This is a genomic window from Variovorax sp. P2_H12, assembly GCF_056403395.1.
The window spans coordinates 48892-68006 of record NZ_JBFUFO010000034.1 but is presented as its reverse complement, the minus strand read 5'-3'; the positions used below and the strand labels follow the sequence as shown (position 1 = coordinate 68006).

The window sequence follows — 19115 nt, the reverse complement described above, 5'->3', positions numbered from 1 at the left end:
GGCCCTGCTCGCCGGCGCGCGCCGCTTCCACCGCCGCGTTCAGCGCCAGGATGTTGGTCTGGAAGGCGATGCCGTCGATGACGCCGATGATGTCCACGATCTTGCGCGAGGAGGCGTTGATCGAGCCCATGGTGCCCACCACCTGGCCCACCACGCTGCCGCCCCGCACCGCCACCTCGGAGGCCGAGACCGCCAGCTGGTTCGCCTGCCGCGCGTTGTCGGCGTTCTGCTTCACGGTGCTCGTGAGCTCTTCCATCGAGGCCGCGGTCTGTTCCAGCGAGCTGGCCTGCTCCTCGGTGCGCGACGACAGGTCCTGGTTGCCGGTGGCGATCTGGCCCGAGGCGGTCGCGATGGTGTCGGTGCCGCTGCGCACTTCGCCCACCACCTTCGCAAGGCTGTCGTTCATGTGCTTCAGCGCCTGCATCAGCTGGCCGGTCTCGTCGCGGCTTTCCACCTGGATGCGCGCGCTCAAGTCACCGGCCGCCACCGTCTCGGCCACCTTCACGGCCTGGCCCAGCGGGCGAACGATGCCGACCGTCAAGCGCCAGGCCAGCAAGGCGCCCACCACCAGCGCGACAGCGGCCAGCACGGCCATCGAAGTGCGGCCGGCGTCGTGCTCTTCCTCGATGCTCTTCGCCGTGGCGTCGATCTGGGCGTGCTCGTGGGCGGCAAGGGCGCCGACTGCCTTTTCGTAAGTCGCGAGTCCGGCCGCGAACTGGTTGTCGGCCAGCTTGTTGGCGCCTTCCATGTCATTGGCGGCCTTGAGCTTGTTCAGGGTGCCCAGCATCTCGAGCACGGTCCGCCGCGCATCGGCCACTTCGGCATAGAGCTTCTTTTCCTCGGGCGAAGTCAGCAGTGCCTCGAGCTTTTTCTGGAGCGGATTGATGAGCGCCTGCCCCGCGGTGAGCTCCTTCTTGAAATAGGCTTCGGTGGCGCTGTCGGTCGCCTTGACGATGGCGAAGGTGCGCACGATGCTGGCCGCGAGCAGCTTGGCCCATTCGCCGACCATGCGCTCCTTGACCAGCGGGCCTTCGACCATCTGATGCGTGGCGTTGCCGACATTGGCCAGGCGCAGCATGCCGGTCGCGGAAATGAGGACGATCAGCACCAGCATGGCGGCGAAGCCGACGCCCAGGCGCGTACCTATTTTCAGATCTCTCACACTCATGACACTCTTCTTTCAATGATTGAACGGATGGGTCGGGACAGCATCGCGCCCGGGTCTAGAACTCGGTCCAGTCGCCCGCGCCGGTGCCGGCCACCGACGGTTGGGGCGCTGGGGTCTCTTTCTTGTCGCGCGTGCTCGCCGCGGCCTTGGCGCGAACCTTCGAAGCCGGCTTGACGGCCGCACCGGCGGCCCTGGCCGCCTGTTCCTGCAGCGAGGCGGCGGCGGCCGCGGCCTCTTCCACCAGGGCGGCGTTCTGCTGGGTCACCTGATCCATCTGCGTGATGGCCTGGTTGATCTGCTCGATGCCCGAGGTCTGCTCCTGGCTGGCGGCGGTGATCTCGCCCATGATGTCGGTCACCCGCTTCACGCTGGTCACGATCTCTTCCATCGTCTTGCCGGCTTCGGCCACCTGCTGGCTGCCCACCTCGACCTTGCCCACGGAGTCGTCGATCAGGCCCTTGATTTCCTTGGCTGCCGCGGCCGAGCGCTGCGCCAGGCTGCGAACTTCCGATGCGACGACGGCGAAGCCGCGGCCTTGCTCGCCAGCGCGGGCAGCCTCTACCGCCGCGTTCAACGCCAGGATGTTGGTCTGGAAGGCGATGCCGTCGATCACGCCGATGATGTCGACGATCTTGCGCGACGAGGTGTTGATCGAACCCATCGTGTCGACCACCTGGCTCACGACGCTGCCGCCGCGAACGGCGACTTCCGAGGCGGATACGGCGAGCTGGTTGGCCTGGCGGGCGTTGTCGGCGTTCTGCTTGACCGTCGAGGTCAGCTCTTCCATCGAAGCCGCCGTCTGCTCCAGCGAGCTGGCCTGCTGCTCCGTGCGCGACGAGAGGTCCTGGTTGCCGGAGGCGATCTGACTCGATGCCGTCGCGATGGTGTCGGTGCCATTGCGCACCTCGCCCACCACCTTGTGCAGGCTGTCGTTCATCGACTTCAGCGCCGTCAGCAGCTGCCCGACCTCGTCGCGCGAGCCCGCGCTCACCTGGGTGCTGAGGTCGCCGGAAGCCACCTTCTGCGCCAGTTCGACCGCGCCACGCATCGGCTTCACGATGCCGACGGTCAATCGCCACGCGAACAGCGCACCGACCAGCACCGCCACGCCCGACAGGATGATCAGCATCAGCCGGCCGCTGCGGTGGTTCTGCTGGATCTCACCCGCCATGACGTCGATCTGCGCACGCTGGGCGTCGGCGATATGGTTCACCGCCTGCTTGTAGACGACCAGGGCTGCCTGGTATTGCGTATCGGCGAGCTTGCTGGCGCCTTCGCGATCCCCGGCAGCCTTCAGCTTGTTGATGCCCGCCAGGTGTTCCAGCACCAGCTTTCGCGCGTCCGCCACGGCCTGGAAGAGCTTGCGTTCTTCCGGCTCGGTGAGCAGCTTGTCCATCTGCTGCTGCACCGGGTTGATCGATGCAATGCCCTCGCCGAGATTCTTCTTGAAATAGGCCTCGTTCTCGGGGTCGGCGGCCTTCGCCAGACCGAAGGAGTGGACGATGCTGGGGCCGAGCAGGTTGGCCCACTGGTTGGCCAGGCGCTCCTTGACCAGCGCCTCCTCGACCATGACGGAGGTCGACCCAGCCACGGCATCGAGCCGCAGGATGCCGATGCCAGAGATGAACACTAAGAGCAGCAGCATGGCAGCAAACCCGCCGCCAAGGCGCACACCGATCTTGAGATTTCGCAGATTCATGGCTCTACTTTCTTGAGAGGAAGACGCGTCGACAAGGGCTTGGCCCACGGGCCGGCGTCGCACTGAGCGATGCAACGGCCCGATACCACGTCCGGATATCGGCAGCGAAGACAAAACTTGAAGTCCTCGCCGTCAAAAATCAGGCCGTGACCTGTCGTACGCCTGGTTCCCACGAAGCCGACCACGTGCCGCCATCCAAAGATGAGCGCGTATGCAACGACCGACAGCTACCGAGCGGCCACAGGTGGGGTTTGTGAGTCTCCGGGTGGCTTTGGACACTTGGGGCGCCAAGTCCTCCGCGGTGACTCCACGCCCTGCCACCCCAGCAGAACCTCCGTCCAGGCCCGCATACGCAGGGGCTAGTTCAACGATGCGTGTCGATACTCGGCGTATGCAGTGGGTCGAAAATCAACCACCGGCACCGTTCGCTCTTCATTGGACAGAGCGACGCGAACGTGGGCCTCCTCGCGCACCCAGCAGCCACGGGCTGTCTGTCCATCCCAAGTCGCCAGGAAGCAGACCCGGCGCGGCGCAGGGCATTCCCCCTGAGCGTCGGTCAGTTGCAGCAGGCGAACCGGGCTTCCATCCGCGACGAAGAGGACGCTTGGCGTGAGGTCGCAGCCGGCAACACAAGCGCAGCAGGCGAAGACCGCCGAAAAATGCCACCACGAAACGTTGTCCGGCGGTCCCGCGTTCGCCCGCCAGGGCGGCAAACACCGCGTCAAGGAACTGAGATTGAACATGATTCAGGTCCAAAAATGCAAAAAGGCAACGAGCTGAACTCGTTGCCTTTGAGTGGGGGCGTCTGGCGAATTGAGAGGGCTAACTGCCCAACATCATTCGACCGCGCTGCTCGCCGGCAACGAAGGTGCGAAAGCTCAAAATCGACAGGTGCATGGACACGATGAATGCGTTCAATGTGACTGGTTGAAAACAGTCTAGGCTGGCGGCGGGTATTTGTCTACGTGAAAATTGCCCGGGGAGTTCCTCTTCAGTGCGGCCCGTTGCGCAGCGGATCGACGTTTGCGGGCAGCGCATTGAAGTCGATCGCCTTCCACACATAGTCTTTCTGCTGCGGCGACAACAGCGCGTAGCGCGGCCAGAAGAAGAAATAGTCGGCCGATGACATGTACGAGGTGTTGTCGAAGATCATGCGCTTCGCGCAGCAGGTGAAGTTGGTCCAGTCGGGCCAGGGCGTCTGGCCGTCGAACAGCTGCGTGGGCGCGCCGGTGCGCGCGAAGGTCGAGAAGTGCTTGATGAAGCGGTCCGACAGTGCCTGGCGGCTGGCCGCGTTGCCGGCGTTCCAGGCGAAGTGCATGAAGTTGGGCTCGCTGGTGACGAAGTTGCCGAACAGCGAGCCGATGTCGATGCCGTGGAAGGCCGAGAAGGTGTCCTTCCAGGGCTGCGGCGTGTCGTTCCAGTTGAAGTTGTAGCGGTAGATGCCGCCCTGCTGCAGGCGCAGCAGGCGCACGACGTTGTCGATCACGTTGTCCAGGGCGTAGCTGATGGCCTCATGCGTCTGGGTGTAGATCGGCTGGAACTCCGGCTTGATCAGGTCGTTGACCGTGACGGTGCCGGGCGCCGCGTAGTTGGCCAGTTGCCAGTACTCCTGGGCGCTCGGCTTGCCCATGCCGAAGGAGTAGGCGAAGTATGAACCTTCGTCGTGCGTGGAGCCGATCATCAGCGGCATCTTGTTGTAGTTGCCCGCCACCAGCCCCACCAGGCCACTCGCGCGGATCACCGTGCCGTCGGTGAAGTGGCCGGGCACCACCGGGTACGGCGTGAGCTTCATGATCTGCGCCGCCGTGGCGCCGCGCAGCAGCGCCGCGACCTCGGCAGGGCTCATGCTCAGGCGCTGGGCCGCGGCCTGCTCGGGCGTGGACGCTCGGCCGCTGTCGACCAGCAGCTTGTTGACCAGATCGTCGGCGGCCAGCTGGCCCACGGCCGACGGGTAGCCGTTGGGGATCCCGGACATGCACAAGGCGCGCTGAAACTTGCCGGCCGCCAAGGGCGACTGCAGCAGGCCCCAGGTGTTGATGCAGCCGGCCGACTGCCCGGCCACCGTCACCAGGTTGGCATCGCCGCCAAAGGCGCCGATGTTGGTGCGCACCCAGTCCAGGCCGCGCACCAGGTCCAGCGTGGCGTAGTTGCCCGAGTCGTCCCTGGCATCGCCGCTGGCCAGCGCCGAGTGCTTGAGCCACCCCAGCATGCCCAGCCGGTACTGCACCGTGACCACCACCATGTTGGCCTTGGCCGCCAGGTAGGCGCCGTTGTAAAGCGGCTCGCGCGCCGAGCCCTTGAGGTTGCTGCCGCCATGGATCCAGAACAGCACCGGCAGCTTGTCGGCGCTGGAGTTGGGCCGCCAGACATTGAGGTAGAGACAGTCTTCGCTGCCCACCGGCTGGTCGAAGGTGGCCGGGTCGGGCTCGCCGAAGAAGCTGCCGACCTGCGCGCACATGGACGCAAAGCTGGTGGTCGCGCGCGAGCCGCTCCAGGGCACCGGCGGCTGCGGCGCACGCCAGCGCAGCGCACCCACCGGCGGCTGCGCAAAGGGCACGCCCAGGAAGGCCTGGGTGTTGCCGGCATCCGCCTTGCCGTAGATCTTCCCGGCGTCGAGCTGGCGGGTCAGCTGCTGGTCATAGGCGGCCAGCGCCGGGCTCAGGCCCAGCTGGGCTGCGATGAATACCGCGCCGGCCAGGGCCAGGCGCCGCCAACGCGCCAGCGGCGCGTGCAGTGTGTTGAGGTTCACAGTTGTCTCCTTGTTGTTGTCGCGCGGGAACGCTGCCGGCTCACGTGAGCATTCTGGAAACAATCGAAGGGCCGGGCCTACTGGTCAATCCCCAACAGCGCCTCGGAATCGGCTGATTGACAAATGCGCGCCTGCGCGTTAGCTGCCGCTGCGCAGGTTCAGGGCACCAGGTCGTTGCGCACCGCGTAGAGCACCAATTCGGCCGTACTCCCCACGCCCAGCTTCTGGAAGATGTTGCTGCGATGCGTACTCACGGTCTTGCCGCTGATGCCCATGCGCGCGCCGATCTCGGTGTGCGACAGGCCCTTGATCAGCAGCGGCAACACCTGCTGCTCGCGCGCGCTCAGGCGCCGGTGCGGCGGCCGCGCGATGTGCCCCCGCGGTGTCGTGTCCGTTGTGGGGCCCAGGGCCGCGGCAATCTGGCCGACGGCGTCGACCGTCTGCCGCGTCAGGGCCAGCAGCCGCTCGGTCAGCCCTTGCAACTCGCCGCCCTGGGCGCCGTGCAGCACGCGCGCCGCGTCGGTGCGAATGCTGCTCAGCATGCCGCCCAGCACCTCTTGCACTTCGCGCGCGAAGGCGCTGCGCTGCGCTTCGAGCCTGGCGGCCGTGCGGCTGCTGAAGGCCTGCACCTGCGCCAGCAGGCGGCGCAACTCGGCCTCGTTGTGCATGCGCTCGGTGACGTCGACCCCTACGCCGATCACCGCCGGGCGGCCTCGAAATTCCATCCGCGAACCGTGCACCTCCACCAGCACCACGTGGCCGTCGCGATGCAGCCCGCGGGTGATGAAGTGCATGCTGGGCGGATCGCCTTGCAGGCGGGCCTGCACCCGCTGGCGCACCTCGTCCAGAAAGTCCGGCGGCACGATGCGAGAAAGCGGCATGCCGATCACCTCTTCCCGTGCATAGCCGGCGATGGCGGCCCAGGTGCTGTTGGCGTAGACGAAGCGGTCGTCCTGGATCACGTAGATGCCGGCGACCGACTGCTCGACGATGGCTTCGAAGGGAATGACTTCCGCGGAATTCATGAAACGGACTGATCCACGGACCTGGCGATGGACCGGCACCCGCTGTCGGTCACCGTCCAAGGCCGCCAGCGGCGGCAATGATCTGCGCCGCATTCGGGAAGGTGGAGAGGCTGTTCGGCCCATCGACCGCCTCGATCTGTACCCAGCGGACGATGCCTGCCGCATCGACCAGAAAGTGTCCGACCAACTGGGTGCCGTGGCTCGCGAAGATGGCACTGTCGATTTCGTCCAGTTCGAACCCGTCCTTGGCGTTGAGGGCGGTGTTGGCGTCCATTGGCTGCGTCGGCGCGGACAGCTCGCCGGTGGGGTTGATTCGCGCCGCAGCGAACTGCGCCATGCTCGCGCGATAGGGCCACTCGGGCTGGCCGTTGTCTCCATCAGGCAGGAACTCGAGATGCGGCACGCCAAAGGCCTGGTGCGTGAGGCAATCGGGATCGCACAGAAGCGTGACCGGCGTCGGCCGGTACTTGAAATACAGGCTGGCGCGGTCCAACTGCGTGTTGATGACGGCAAGGGTCTCGACCCCCATGGCGCGCAACGGCGGCTCCACGCTCGCGAGCTGCAGCACCTGGCGCCGGCAGAACGGGCAATGCAGACCCCGATAGAAGCCGATCAGGAATGGACGACCGCGCAAGCTGTCCAGGGAGACCGTTCCTTCGCCGTTGGCCGCGGGAAGCGTGAACGCGGGCGCTGGCTCTCCCGGTGGCAGGGGGCGTCTCTGGTCTCCCATGGAATATCTCCTTTGGGTGTCGCCCGGTTGAACGACGGCATTCGACCGTATCACCTGTCGCTGGTGAGCACAACGCTCCACGTCGGATGCTGCGTGCAGTTCGACGTGGTCAGAGATGCCCGTTCCAAGGGCGTGCTCCAAACCCCTATTTCGACGCCACGATTCCCGGTGGCTTCCACGTGCCTTCGCCGGCCGGCAAGATGGAAGGGGGTGTTTCCCTCGGGTAGTACAGGCGCATCACCAGGAAGAGGGTGTCGCTCGGTGCAGGCAGCCAGTTGGATTCCAACGCCTTGCCTGGCGACTCTTTCTGGACGTAGAGGGTGAGCGATCCATCGGCGTTCTTCTTCATCGCCGACAGCATCGGCGAATTCACGAGGTATCGATTGATCGGGTTCTTGATCAGGAACTGGCTCTTGCCGTCATACATCGTCACCGACCAGAAGGCGTTCACCGGTGGAAGTTGCCCGGCTGGAAACGTGATGGTGTAGTTGTGCTTGCTGCCGTCGAGCACCTCGCCCTTCGAGTCGGCGCGTGTAAACGGATACACCGCTTCCACGGCATCGTTCCCGTAGAGCCCTCCCTTGGCCGCAGCGGCGCGCTTGAGCCAATCGCCGTTATAGAAAGCGCGGTCGCCGAAGAACGCGCCGATGTTCCAGCCGCTGACATTCCTGACGCCGCTGGCGAGGAACTTGTCGACCTTCTCCTCACCCTCCTTCAGCCCCTGACCGACGGCCGCCTTGTGTTCCAGCGAAAGATCCTTGAATTCGAAGGTCTTGCCCGGGCCGATGCCGATACGGGCGAGCCGGGCCCGGACATCCCGGTCTGCCGCCGTCTCGGGGACAAACCGGAGCGCGGCATCCAGATACGCCAGGTAGTTCTCCTTGATCCCTTTGGTCGTGGCGGGGAGGAAATCGATAGCCGGCGCAGCCGCTGGCGCAGGCTGCTTGAGGAAGGCGGACAGCGGCTGCGCCTTGTAGCCCGCCTGCACCTTCACCACGTTCGGCATGTCCTTGGCGTTGAAGAGCTGAGTCCGAATGGCGCTCAAGGCAAAGGGAGTGGTCGCGGTGAAGACCTTCTTGATCCCGGGGGGCGTCGCGCCTTTCCAGTCGGGACCGACCACCATGTAGTGGCCCGGCTCGCTGCCCGTGGCGCGGCTGCCGATGTAGCCGTAGTTGTAGGTGTTGCCGTCGATCAACTGCACCGAATAATAGCGCCGCTTGTCCACTGCCGGTACCGAGATCACCATCGGCTCCGCGCGCAAGTCCAGCCAGACAAACGAGTACGGGGTATCGCTGTTGGGCGTGATGATGGCCGTGTCTTGGTAGGTGAAGACACGAGACTCGTTCTTGATCTGGTTGAATGGCGCCTTGAATTGCGGCCCGCCCTTGTCGACGGCGTATTCGTACATCACCGCATAGTTCATGACCAGCGGCAGCCCGTAAATCAAGGCCTCCTCCGCGATGGCCTTGGTTTCGGCGAAGCCGGGCGCGGCGATGCCCTTGGCGGCGTCAACTCTCGCGGCCTGGGCCACGGGATCGTTCTTGCTGGCGCAGCCCGCCATCAAGGCCACCGCGGCAGTGGCGATCGATGCCCACTTCACGAGTGAAGGAAATTCCGCTTTCATGTTTGCCCTTCTGTCTTGCAGATCGTGATCCGTGCACCATTGCAGCGACCCGCGCGATGATGACAGCAGCCTCGATGGGTTGACAACTGCCCTAAAGGGCAGTGTCGATGCACCTTGGTCTTGGGTATCGCATGCCGGTTCGGTCCGTTGAGACACGCCAGGCGCTTATTTGCCACTTGACGCGCAGTCCGGCAGCGAGCTCCGCGACTTTCAGCCGCGACGGTCAATGGCGGCCGAGCGCGTGTGCCGCGGCGATCAGTTCGTCGCCGCTGAAGAATTGACAGACCTCTGCCTCCCGCTCGGCGGCTTCGATGAACGCCCAGCGGATGATCCCCTCGGCATCGATGAGGAAGTGGCCCGAGCCCTGGAAGCCGTGCGCCTGGGCAATGCGCTGATCGACTTCCGTCGCCACGAATGCGTCCTCCTTGTTCAGCGCCTCCATGGCGGCGAAGATGTTCATCGCCTGCGGCACTTCCGGTCGAGACAATGTCGTCGATTCGGTGAAGCGAGCGATCGTGGTCGTCTCCGGCCAATGCACATCGTTCGGATCGGCGTCGTCGGGAAGCACCTGTGCCTCGAACAGTCCGAAGGCATGGTGCGTGTGCACGTCGGGGTCGGCGGCGAGCAGGATCCGCGTCGGCCGGTATCGGAAGTACTGGCGCGCACGCTCGAGCGGCGTGTTCACGACTGCGACGGTCTCCACCCCCTCACCGGCGAGCGTCTCTTGCGTGGCGGACAGACGGACGATCTGGCGGCGGCAGAAGGGGCAATGCAGGCCGCGGTACAGCGCCACCAGCACCGGTCCCTTGCCACGGTAGTCGGCGAGCGAGATGCTGCCTTCGCGATTGACCGCCGGCAGAGCGAAGTCGGGCGCAGGGTCGCCGGGTCCCAGCGATCGGAAAGCCATGAGAATCCTCCGGGCCGGTTGAGGCCGATCGACGGATCGCGTTGATGTCCGAGGCGAGGAAAGATAGCACGGTCGAGGTGCCGAGGTCGAGGTCGCGCGCAGCGCCAGGCTGCGGAACGGGGGCAACGCGACCGGAAGTGGCCCTCTGCGCGATGGATCTGGCAGATCACCGGTGTGAGCTCGTGTGATTCAGGTACTGGCGATGCGCGCGCGGACTGACTATGCTGGCAGTAGCGCTGACGCCGCCTGGCTCCAGCGCGGGCTTCACGAAAGGAGTGTGCGCCATGGAACACCCGCTCGACAGTCAATCTCTCCCGCCGTCAATGGAGGCCCCCGCCGTGCGCCTGGTTGGCGCGATGCGGCCCTTCGCCTGGCTGCGCCTGGGCGCACGCGATCTGGCGTTCCTGCCAGGCCTGAGCCTCGGCATCGGTGTGCTGGTTGCGTTTGCAGGCCTGGCCCTGACAACCGCGACCTGGGAGGCCACCTACCTAGCGCCAACTCTGCTCGGCGGCTTTTTGCTGGTGGCACCCTTCGTCGCGATGCCCCTGTACGCACTGTCGCGCCAGCGGGAGCAGTCCGCCGCGCCGGACTCCGCATTGGCTCTTCGCGCGTGGCGCGGCAACGCCGGCTCGATAGCGCTGTTCGGATTGGTGCTCACGCTGGCGTACTTTGCCTGGGAGCGCCTGGCAGCGATCGTCTTCGCACTGTTCTTCACCGAGCAAGTGCAGCACGCGTCGCACCTGCCCGCGGCGCTGCTGCTGTCAGGCCAGCCGGTCGGTCTTGTGGTTGCCTTCTTCGCGGTTGGCGCCGCGGTGGCAGCGCTTGTCTTCGCGCTCGGCGTCGTCAGCGTGCCGCTGTTGGTGGATCGCCCCGTGGACGTGATCACCGCCGCCCTGACCAGCCTGCGCTGCTGCGCCCGCAATCCCGTGGCCATGCTGCTGTGGGCTGCGTTGATCGCCATGCTGACGGCCCTCGGTTTTGCGACGCTCATGCTCGGGCTCATCGTCATCTTCCCGTGGCTGGCACACGGGAGCTGGCACGCCTATCGCGAGATGGTGGACGGGTGATCCTGCGCGGGCACCGTTGACGAGGGTCGCATGCGTGGCCACCATAGCGAAACGTCGCCAAAGCCCAACCAGGCGGCGGCTCGGTTGGAGAAGCCTGGCCAGCTCTGGAATGAGGGGTCAAGGGCGCCGTTCAGAACTTTCAAGGGGGTCTCATGGCTGAGAGCGACAAGGTGTTCGCGGGCTCGATCCCGAAGTTCTACGACACGCTGATGGTCCCCCTGATCTTCGAGGCCTATGCCGCCGACCTGGCGGAGCTTGTCGCAACCTCCTCGCCCGGCTCGGTGCTTGAAACGGCGGCCGGCAGCGGCGTGGTCACGCGGGCGCTGGCGCCCAAACTCGGCGCCGCCGCGAGCTACGTGGTGACCGACCTCAACCAGCCCATGCTCGACTATGCCGCCACCCGGCAAGGGTCCGACAGCCGAATCGAATGGCGGCAGGCGGACGCGCTCGACCTGCCGTTCGAAGATGCCTCGTTCGACGTCGTTTGCTGCCAGTTCGGCGCGATGTTCTTCCCCAACCGGGTCGCCGGCTACGCCGAGGCGCGTCGCGTGCTGAGGCCAGGCGGGCGCTTCGTCTTCAATGTCTGGGACCGCATCGAAGAGAACGCCTTTGCCGACGACGTCACCCACGCCCTCGCCGCGGTGTTTCCGCACGACCCTCCGCGATTCCTCGCCCGAACGCCGCACGGCTATCACGATATCGCACTGATCCGCGAGGAATTGAGCCGCGCAGGGTTCACCGACATCGAGGTCGAGACGCGCGAGAAGCTGAGTCGCGCGCCCTCGGCACGCGACGTCGCCACCGCCTATTGCCAGGGAACGCCGCTGCGCAACGAAATCGAGGCCCGCGACGCCAGCCTGCTTCAGCTCGCTACCGACCGCGCGACGCAGGCGATCGCCAGCCGCCGTGGCGAAGGCCCGGTGGCCGGCAAGATTCAGGCGCATGTGATCGTGGCGGCGGGATAGCGGAGTCCGGAATTCCCCGAGCTGAGGCTGGGCATCCGCAGGCCCCTGCAACCACATGCCATCACTCCGTCCGAGCCGCCGCTGGACCAGGAGGCGCGGCGCATCTGCGCGATCCGCTGGGGGCTCTATGCGGAGCCTTCGTATCTCGCCGCACGCGCGGCCATCGCCGAGGCGGAAGACTTGGCCGCCTGCGTCGTGCTTTACGTGCCGGGGCCGGAAAGGCACTTCATGATGCCGATGCACCGGGGTACGCAGCGGCGCGAACTGCGGCTGAAGCTGAACCTGCAGACCGAGCACTTCCCCGGCTGATCGAGGCCCAAGCCTGATTCGCAGCGAGAAGCCCGGGACTTCCCGCGCGGGCCGGACAGGCCCGGCCCCGCCGACCTCCGAAGACCCCACGGAAATCAGGCCACTCGACGGCCTTGTGCCTTCGGCGCGGGCAGAATCCGCGCGGTCCATCGCCGCGCCCCGGCCCCCATGAACACGCCGTCCGAATCACTCAGAGCTCGACCCGCACGCGGGTGGCAGGGTCACGCGTGGTGGCCTTGCGGGCTCCTGCTCGCGACCTTGCTGCCGCTGGTCGCCCTCGGCCACGACGGCCGGCGCGTCGGCCAGCTCATGGTTCTTGCGCTGCCTGTGGCGGTGTGGCTTGTGTGGCCCTTGCAGAGCACGTGGGCGCACCGGCTGCGCGCCGCCGTCGCGTGGCTCTGGGCGATGGCGTTCGCGCTGGATGGCGTGGCCCGCGCCTATCTGCTCGACGCCTACCAGGCCGCGCCCGACGGCGCGATGGTCCTCGGCGCCGTGGCCAACACCACCGCGCGCGAGAGCGGCGAGTACCTGTCGATGCACTGGCGTGCGATGGCGATCGGCTCGGCGCTGCTCGCGGCCGCCGGCCTCGTGCTCGGCGCGTGCGTGCGCCGGGGTGCCCGGCGGCCGTCGCGGACACGCTGGCAGACGCCCCTGGTCTGGGTGCTGGTCGCGGCCGCCGCCCTGGCCTACGCGAGCAAGCCGTGGCGCAGATTGCATCCGTTCATGTTCTGGCCGAAATGGACGCAGTCCGTCCAGGCCCTGCGCGCGGGCTGGGTCGACCAGCAACAGATGCGCGAGCTCGCACTCGGCCGCGCCAAGGCCGCGGCACCGGTCGTGGTTCGGGACGGCCCCGCGACGGTCATGCTGGTCATCACCGACAGCATCAACCGGGACAACATGGCGCTCTACGGCTACGGCAGGGCGACGACCCCGCGCCTGCTGGACCACCAGGCGCAGCTGAACGACGAGATGCTGGTGCTGGGCAACGCCTGGTCGGTCGACGCGAGCACGTTGCCCGCCCTCAGGAACATGTTCAGCTTCGGCCGGCCCGAGGCCGAGAGCCCGCCCCATGTCCTGGCGCTGGCACGGGCCGCCGGCTACAAGACCTGGTGGATCAGCAACCACGACGATGTCGCGATCGAGCAGACCCATGCGCGGCTCGCCGACGTGGTGGACATGGTCAACCGCACGCCCGGAAGGGCCAGCGCCTCGCTCGACGGAGAAATCCTGGATGGCGTCCAGGAGGCCCTGCAGGATTCGGCCTCGCGCAAGCTGATCGTGGTGCACCTCATGGGCGCCCATCCTCACTATCGCCTGAGGTTTCCGAGCGGCGCCAATCCCTTCGATGACGACATCGACGCCGTCGAAACGAAGCTGGCGAAGGATGGCCGCTCCGCCTGGGTACGCCGCTTCCGGCAGGAGTACGACGCCGCGCTGCTGTATCACGACTTCGTGGTGTCCGAACTGCTTCAGATGACACGGGCCGTCCAGGACAAGGCGGAATACCGGGCGTGGATGTACTTGTCCGACCACGGCCAGGAAGTCGGCCATGGGAGCGACCGTGCCGGCCACAGCCCGTCGACCGCGTCGGGCTATCGCATCCCGACGATCATCTGGCGCAATCGCCAGCCCCCGCACCCGCGACCGGGCATCGCCGCACAGCCCTTTCGCTCGGACTGGACCGGCTGGGTGGTCGCGGACCTGCTCGACATCCGCTGGACCGGCAACGAACCGAGCCGGAACATCCTGCGCGACGAATACGTCTGGCGCGCTCCCGCACTTCCGGCAACAGTGCCCTCGTTCACGCGATAGAACTAGCCCGCCAGGCCCGCATACACGTTCTGCACGTCGTCGTTCGCATCGATGGCCGCCAGGAAGGCCTCGACTTCCTCCAGTTGTGCTGCGCTCAGGCTCGCAGGATCGATCGGGTTCTTGGGCTTGTATCCCAGCTTCGCGGACACGACCTGGAAACCCTGGGCCGGCAGCGCGCGGCTCACCAGGTCGAGGTCGGCGGGGTCGGTCAGGAAGGTCGCCGTGCCGGCTTCCTCGCCGCGTTCGAAGTCCTGGGCGCCCGCCTCGATGGCGGCCAGTTCGGGATCGGCACCGGCCACCGTCGCCTCGCCTTCGATCATGCCCAAATGGTCGAAATCCCAGGCCACCGAGCCGGAGGCGCCCAGTTGCCCCTTGCGGAACAGCACCCGCATCTCCGGGGCGGTGCGGTTCACGTTGTCGGTCAGGCATTCGACCATCACGGGCACCCGGTGCGGCGCGAAGCCCTCATAGATCACGTGCTCGAAATGCACCGCCTCGCCCGTGAGGCCGGCGCCTTTCTTGATGGCCCGTTCCAGGGTGTCCTTGGGCATCGAGACCTTGCGGGCCTGCTCGACCACCAGTCGCAGGCGCGCGTTCGACGCCGGGTCGGCGCCGCTGCGAGCGGCGATCATGATTTCCTTGGCCAGCTTGCCGAACAGCCTGCCCTTGGCGTTGGCCGCCAGGTCCTTGTGCTTGGCTTTCCATTGCGCGCCCATGTCTGAAATTCCTTTTGAGTTGGTCTGCGGCGATCTACTGACGGCTCGCCGTGAAATGTGACCCGCCGTCGAACGGATTCACGACGGTCAACCGGCCGTCGATGCAAAGTCCGGCATGCATGTCTTCCGAATACAGCGTGTCGCAGCCGGCGATCAAAGCGGAGGCCGCGATCATGGCGTCATACACCGACAGCTGATACCGCTCGGCGACTTGCCGGCCGAGGTCGTGGGTTTCGATTGTGATCGCTTCGACGCGGCAGAGCGCACGAAGCATCTCCAGAAAGTCCCCGATGTCGCTCCACGCCATTCCCAGCTTGCGCCGGGCCACGCTCGTGAACTCGTTGAAGACCTGGACGCTCACGACCGCGCCTTGCGCCAGCACCTGCTCTGCTCGATCGGCCTTTTCCGCATCCTGCGACATGAGGTACAGCACGACGTTGGTGTCCGCGAACCGGTCAGCGGTCATTGGCGTCGTTTCGATCGAACCTGAAATCGGATGGCAGCCGGCCGCGGAAGTCCCGCAGCGCCGCAAGGATCTGGTCCCTCGACGGCTTCTTGCTCAAGGCGAACTCGCGCGGACCGCGCACGCTCAGCTGCACATCATCGCCATCGGCCAGATCCAGATCCTTGACCAGTGCGGCCGGCAATCGAATCGCCAGGCTGTTTCCCCACTTCGAGACTTGCATCATCGGCCTCACGAAGGATATACAAAACTCAAATGTATATCCGCAGCCATTGCGCGTCAAATCAACGGCTTTCCCCCGTCCGATGGGGGCCACACGGGCGGATCGCTCCCCGGCGGCACCGAGGGCCGCGTCCATCCTGCCGGCGTGCGCGACAGCTGCGCGCTGTGCCGCAGGGCGCACAGCGCGCCGAAACCCGAGGCCGAGGTCTCGAGGTACGGCGTCCGGTCGGGCGGCGCGATCTTCAGGCCGGCCTCCACCCGGCCCAGCCCGCGCAGCCATTGCCCGGTCTGCGCCAGCGAGACCTGCACCTGCCAACTGCCGCCCTCGCGCCGCTGGCGCCACAGCGCGGCCGCCGCGCCCATCGCGATCAGGTAGCCGGTCGCCTCGTCGAGGATCTGCATCGGCAACGCCCGGGGCTTGCCGTCGCCGGCCGCTTCGCCCTCGGCCCGGTTGAAGCCCATCGCGGTCTGCACCAGCGAATCGAAGCCGCGGCGCTGGGCCCAGGGGCCGATCGTTCCATAGGCCGACAGCGAGACGTGGACGATGCCCGGTCGCATGCGGGCCGCCTGGGCGGGACCGAAGCCCAGCGCCGCGATGCCGCCGGGCCGGTAGCCCTGGACGAACACGTGCGCTTGCGCAATCAGCCCGGCCAGCACCTCTTTCCCGGACTCGGTCCGCAGGTCGATCTGCGCCGACAGCTTGCCGCGGCTGGTGTCGGCGATCGCCTCGATATTGGGCAGGTGCGGCGAATTGACCAGCAACACGTCCGCACCATAGGCCGCGAGCGCCTTCCCGCCCACGGGGCCGGCGAGGATGCGCGTGAGGTCGAGCACGCGCACGCCGGACAGCGGCCGCGCGCCTTCGGCGAGAGGCGGCAGCGCGAGCGGCGGCGCGTCGCCGATCCGCTCGATCGTGAACAGGGGTTGCGCCTGCAGCGCCCTGCCCTGGGGCGTCGCATCCCATTCGTCGAAACGCCGCAGCGCCGTGGCGACCAGGCCGTGGGCGGCGGCCGCATCCTCGAAGTCGCGCGACTTCCAGGCCCGCATCGCGGCCTCGGCATCGGCGCGCTGCGCGAGCTTCGGGTCCAGCCCCAGCAGCCGCAGCGCACCTTCCCGGTGGTGGGCGAAATTGGCGTGGATCCTCACCCATCCGTCCGCCGCGCGGTAGAGGCCCGAAAACGGATCCCACAGGTCCGGCACCCGCCCGTCGATGCTGAACCAGCCGGTGCACTCGAGCGCCGCATGCCGCATCTCGACGCCGACCTGCTGGCGCGGCGCGCCCCGCGCATGGCCCAGCTCGCAGGCGGCCAGCGCGGCGGCGGCAATGGTGCTCTGCGCCGCCGCACCGACCGCGAAGGACGACGGCAGCACCGGGTCGGCCCCCGTGAGCTGTGCAAATGCCAAGGCCTCGGGCGGCAGCCCCGCGGCCTGCCAGAGGGCCTTCAATGCTTCGGTCGCATCCATGTCATGCACTCCCAAATGAAAAAGGCAGGGCACGTTCGCACGGCCCTGCCCTTGGTGCGCTACGTCGCGCGTGCCGTCACCGGATCAGCTTGGCGCCGGTCTTGGACTGCAGCGTCTCGAAGCTCACGCCGGGCGCCAGCTCGATGACCTTGAGGCCTGCGGGCACCACGTCCATCACGGCCAGGTCGGTGATGATGCGGTCGACCACGCCCACGCCGGTGAGCGGCAGCGTGCACTGCTCGAGGATCTTGAGGTCCTCGGTGCCGTCCTTCTTCTTCGCGACGTGCTCCATCAGGATGATCACGCGCTTGACGCCGGCCACCAGGTCCATCGCGCCGCCCATCCCCTTGACCATCTTGCCCGGGATCATCCAGTTGGCGAGATCGCCCTTGCTGCTGACCTGCATGGCGCCGAGGATCGACAGGTTGATCTTGCCGCCGCGGATCATCGCGAAGCTGTCGTGGCTGCCGAAGATGGCCGAGCCCGGCAGGGTCGTCACGGTCTGCTTGCCGGCGTTGATCAGGTCGGCGTCGACCTGGTCCTCGGTCGGGAACGGGCCGATGCCCAGCATGCCGTTCTCGCTCTGCAGCCAGACTTCCTTGTCGCCGACGAAGTTGGCGACCAAGGTCGGAATGCCGATGCCGAGATTGACGTAGAAGCCGTCTTCGAGTTCTTGGGCCGCGCGCGCGGCCATCTGGTCCTGGGTCCAGGGCATCTCAGGCTCCTTTGACGTTGTTCTGGATGGGGGCGGGCACTTCGCTGCCCACGGCGGCCTGCGCGATCGCGGCCTGCGCCTGGACCTTGGCGGCGACCGCGTCGACCGGCGCCTCGGCGCTCACGGTGCGCTTCTCGATTCGCTTCTCGGGCGTGGCGTTGAGCACGATGCGGTGCACGTAGATGCCCGGCAGGTGGATGTCGTCGGGCGCGAGTTCGCCGACCTCGACGATCTTCTCGACTTCGACGATGCAGATCTTGCCGGCCATCGCAGCGGCCGGATTGAAGTTGCGGGCCGTCAGCCGGAAACGCAGGTTGCCGGACTTGTCGGCCACGTCGGCCTTGACCAGCGCCACGTCGGGCACCAGCGAGCGCTCCATCACGTAGGTCTCGCCGTCGAACTCGCGCAGCTCCTTGCCCTCGGCGACCTGGGTGCCGACGCCGGTCTTGGTGAAGAAGGCCGGGATGCCGGCACCGCCGGCGCGCAGCTTCTCGGCCAGCGTGCCCTGCGGCGTGAATTCGAGTTCGAGTTCGCCCGCCAGGTACTGGCGCTCGAACTCCTTGTTCTCGCCCACGTAGCTCGCGACCATCTTCTTGATCTGGCGCGTGCCGAGCAGCCTGCCGAGACCGAAGCCGTCGACGCCGGCGTTGTTCGAGATGCAGGTCAGGTTCTTGACGCCCGAATCGTGCAGCGCGTCGATCAGCGCCTCGGGAATGCCGCAGAGGCCGAAGCCGCCGACGGCGAGGGTCTGGCCGTCGGCCACGACGCCCTTGAGCGCCGCGTCGGCGGAAGGATAGATCTTGTTCGCCATGATTCCTCGCTGGGTGATGGTTGAAATCCGAGCAGAGACGATACTACGTACTGGCATACGTAGTATTTCGTAATGGACACCCCCGACGCGCCCCTCGCCGCCATCGACTACCGGCTCGCCTTCGAGCAGGCGCCGGTGGGCATGGTGCTGTCGCGGCATCGCATCATCGTCGACTGCAACACGCGCCTGTGCGAGATGTTCGGTGCCACGCGCGGGGCGCTGGTCGGCCAGTCGTTTCGTGTCCTGTACCCGAGCGTCGCCGAATTCGAGCGCATCGGCAAGCGCATGGAGCCGATCCTGAACGCCAGCGGCCGCTACGCCGACAACCGGATGATGAAACGGCTGGGCGACCTGCACGGCGCCTTCGCGGGCGAGACCTTCTGGTGCCACGTGAGCGGCCAGGCGCTCAACCGCGAGGCGCCGCACGAGGCCGGCATCTGGGTGTTCGAGGACCTGGGCTCGCGCCGGGCGGCCAAGGCCGACCTGACGCCGCGCGAGCGCGAGGTCGCGGCCCAGGTGATGAAGGGGCTGACCTCGAAGGAGATCGGGCGGGCGCTGGCCATCAGCCACCGCACGGTCGAGATCCACCGCGCCCGCCTGATGCGCAAGTACGCGGCGGCAACCACGGCCGAACTGGTGCAGAAACTGATCGCCGGATAGAGTCCGCAC

At 66.8% G+C, this 19115-nt stretch carries 19 protein-coding genes; 5 read left to right on the top strand and 14 right to left on the bottom strand.

Annotated elements, in window-relative coordinates; genetic code table 11:
* The 8 genes from AC1DYK_RS25320 to AC1DYK_RS25285 form a co-directional block, all read right to left on the bottom strand.
* Positions 1-1168: methyl-accepting chemotaxis protein (locus AC1DYK_RS25320; protein WP_478168793.1), on the bottom strand; the 1168-nt coding region annotated here is incomplete at its 3' end.
* 55 nt (positions 1169-1223) lie between these two features.
* Positions 1224-2915: a methyl-accepting chemotaxis protein gene (locus AC1DYK_RS25315; RefSeq protein ID WP_478168792.1), complete on the bottom strand. Its 1692-nt coding sequence runs from the start codon at positions 2913-2915 to the stop codon at positions 1224-1226.
* A 311-nt stretch (positions 2916-3226) separates the two neighbouring features.
* Positions 3227-3610, bottom strand: coding sequence for a hypothetical protein (locus AC1DYK_RS25310; RefSeq protein ID WP_478168791.1), 384 nt, complete (start codon positions 3608-3610; stop codon positions 3227-3229).
* Positions 3611-3858: 248 nt separating this feature from the next.
* Positions 3859-5616: a carboxylesterase/lipase family protein gene (locus AC1DYK_RS25305; RefSeq protein ID WP_478168790.1), complete on the bottom strand. Its 1758-nt coding sequence runs from the start codon at positions 5614-5616 to the stop codon at positions 3859-3861.
* Between the two features lie 158 nt (positions 5617-5774).
* The gene (locus AC1DYK_RS25300; protein ID WP_478168789.1) at positions 5775-6641 is read right to left on the bottom strand and encodes a PAS domain S-box protein; all 867 of its coding nucleotides are present in this window, start codon (positions 6639-6641) and stop codon (positions 5775-5777) included.
* A gap of 49 nt (positions 6642-6690) precedes the next feature.
* Positions 6691-7512, bottom strand: a complete 822-nt coding sequence (locus AC1DYK_RS25295) for a peroxiredoxin-like family protein (RefSeq protein WP_478168788.1) — start codon at positions 7510-7512, stop codon at positions 6691-6693.
* A gap of 4 nt (positions 7513-7516) precedes the next feature.
* Positions 7517-8995, bottom strand: coding sequence for a DUF1254 domain-containing protein (locus tag AC1DYK_RS25290; RefSeq protein ID WP_478168787.1), 1479 nt, complete (start codon positions 8993-8995; stop codon positions 7517-7519).
* 223 nt (positions 8996-9218) lie between these two features.
* Positions 9219-9902 carry a redoxin domain-containing protein gene (locus tag AC1DYK_RS25285; RefSeq protein ID WP_478168795.1) on the bottom strand — a complete coding sequence of 228 codons (684 nt, stop codon included), beginning with the start codon at positions 9900-9902 and terminating at the stop codon, positions 9219-9221.
* A 284-nt stretch (positions 9903-10186) separates the two neighbouring features.
* Here AC1DYK_RS25285 and AC1DYK_RS25280 point away from each other — a divergent pair, with 284 nt between their 5' ends.
* The 4 genes from AC1DYK_RS25280 (at position 10187) to AC1DYK_RS25265 (ending at position 14055) form a co-directional block, all read left to right on the top strand.
* Positions 10187-10969 carry a DUF2189 domain-containing protein gene (locus tag AC1DYK_RS25280; protein WP_478168786.1) on the top strand — a complete coding sequence of 261 codons (783 nt, stop codon included), beginning with the start codon at positions 10187-10189 and terminating at the stop codon, positions 10967-10969.
* Positions 10970-11121: 152 nt separating this feature from the next.
* Positions 11122-11934: a class I SAM-dependent methyltransferase gene (locus AC1DYK_RS25275; RefSeq protein WP_478168785.1), complete on the top strand. Its 813-nt coding sequence runs from the start codon at positions 11122-11124 to the stop codon at positions 11932-11934.
* 180 nt (positions 11935-12114) lie between these two features.
* Positions 12115-12243 (top strand): hypothetical protein, encoded by a 129-nt coding sequence (locus tag AC1DYK_RS25270; protein WP_478168784.1) that lies wholly within the window; start codon positions 12115-12117, stop codon positions 12241-12243.
* A gap of 168 nt (positions 12244-12411) precedes the next feature.
* Positions 12412-14055, top strand: coding sequence for a phosphoethanolamine transferase (locus AC1DYK_RS25265; RefSeq protein WP_478168783.1), 1644 nt, complete (start codon positions 12412-12414; stop codon positions 14053-14055).
* A gap of 2 nt (positions 14056-14057) precedes the next feature.
* Here the strand turns inward: AC1DYK_RS25265 and AC1DYK_RS25260 are convergent, their stop codons facing one another.
* The 6 genes from AC1DYK_RS25260 to AC1DYK_RS25235 form a co-directional block, all read right to left on the bottom strand.
* On the bottom strand, positions 14058-14771 hold the full coding sequence (locus AC1DYK_RS25260) for a YebC/PmpR family DNA-binding transcriptional regulator (protein ID WP_478089905.1): 714 nt from the start codon (positions 14769-14771) through the stop codon (positions 14058-14060).
* Positions 14772-14805: 34 nt separating this feature from the next.
* Entirely contained in the window at positions 14806-15237 is a 432-nt protein-coding gene (locus tag AC1DYK_RS25255; protein ID WP_478168782.1) for a PIN domain-containing protein, read from the bottom strand.
* Positions 15227-15457: an AbrB/MazE/SpoVT family DNA-binding domain-containing protein gene (locus AC1DYK_RS25250; RefSeq protein WP_478168781.1), complete on the bottom strand. Its 231-nt coding sequence runs from the start codon at positions 15455-15457 to the stop codon at positions 15227-15229. Before AC1DYK_RS25250 ends, AC1DYK_RS25255 begins: the two co-directional genes overlap by 11 nt.
* A gap of 56 nt (positions 15458-15513) precedes the next feature.
* Positions 15514-16920, bottom strand: a complete 1407-nt coding sequence (locus tag AC1DYK_RS25245) for a CoA transferase (protein ID WP_478168780.1) — start codon at positions 16918-16920, stop codon at positions 15514-15516.
* 76 nt (positions 16921-16996) lie between these two features.
* Positions 16997-17635, bottom strand: a complete 639-nt coding sequence (locus tag AC1DYK_RS25240) for a 3-oxoacid CoA-transferase subunit B (RefSeq protein ID WP_478168779.1) — start codon at positions 17633-17635, stop codon at positions 16997-16999.
* Between the two features lies 1 nt (position 17636).
* Positions 17637-18446, bottom strand: a complete 810-nt coding sequence (locus AC1DYK_RS25235; RefSeq protein ID WP_478168778.1) for a CoA transferase subunit A — start codon at positions 18444-18446, stop codon at positions 17637-17639.
* 72 nt (positions 18447-18518) lie between these two features.
* On the opposite strand from AC1DYK_RS25235, the gene AC1DYK_RS25230 reads away from it, so the two are divergent.
* Entirely contained in the window at positions 18519-19106 is a 588-nt protein-coding gene (locus tag AC1DYK_RS25230) for a LuxR C-terminal-related transcriptional regulator (protein WP_478089901.1), read from the top strand.
* The last annotated feature ends 9 nt before the right edge of the window (positions 19107-19115 follow it).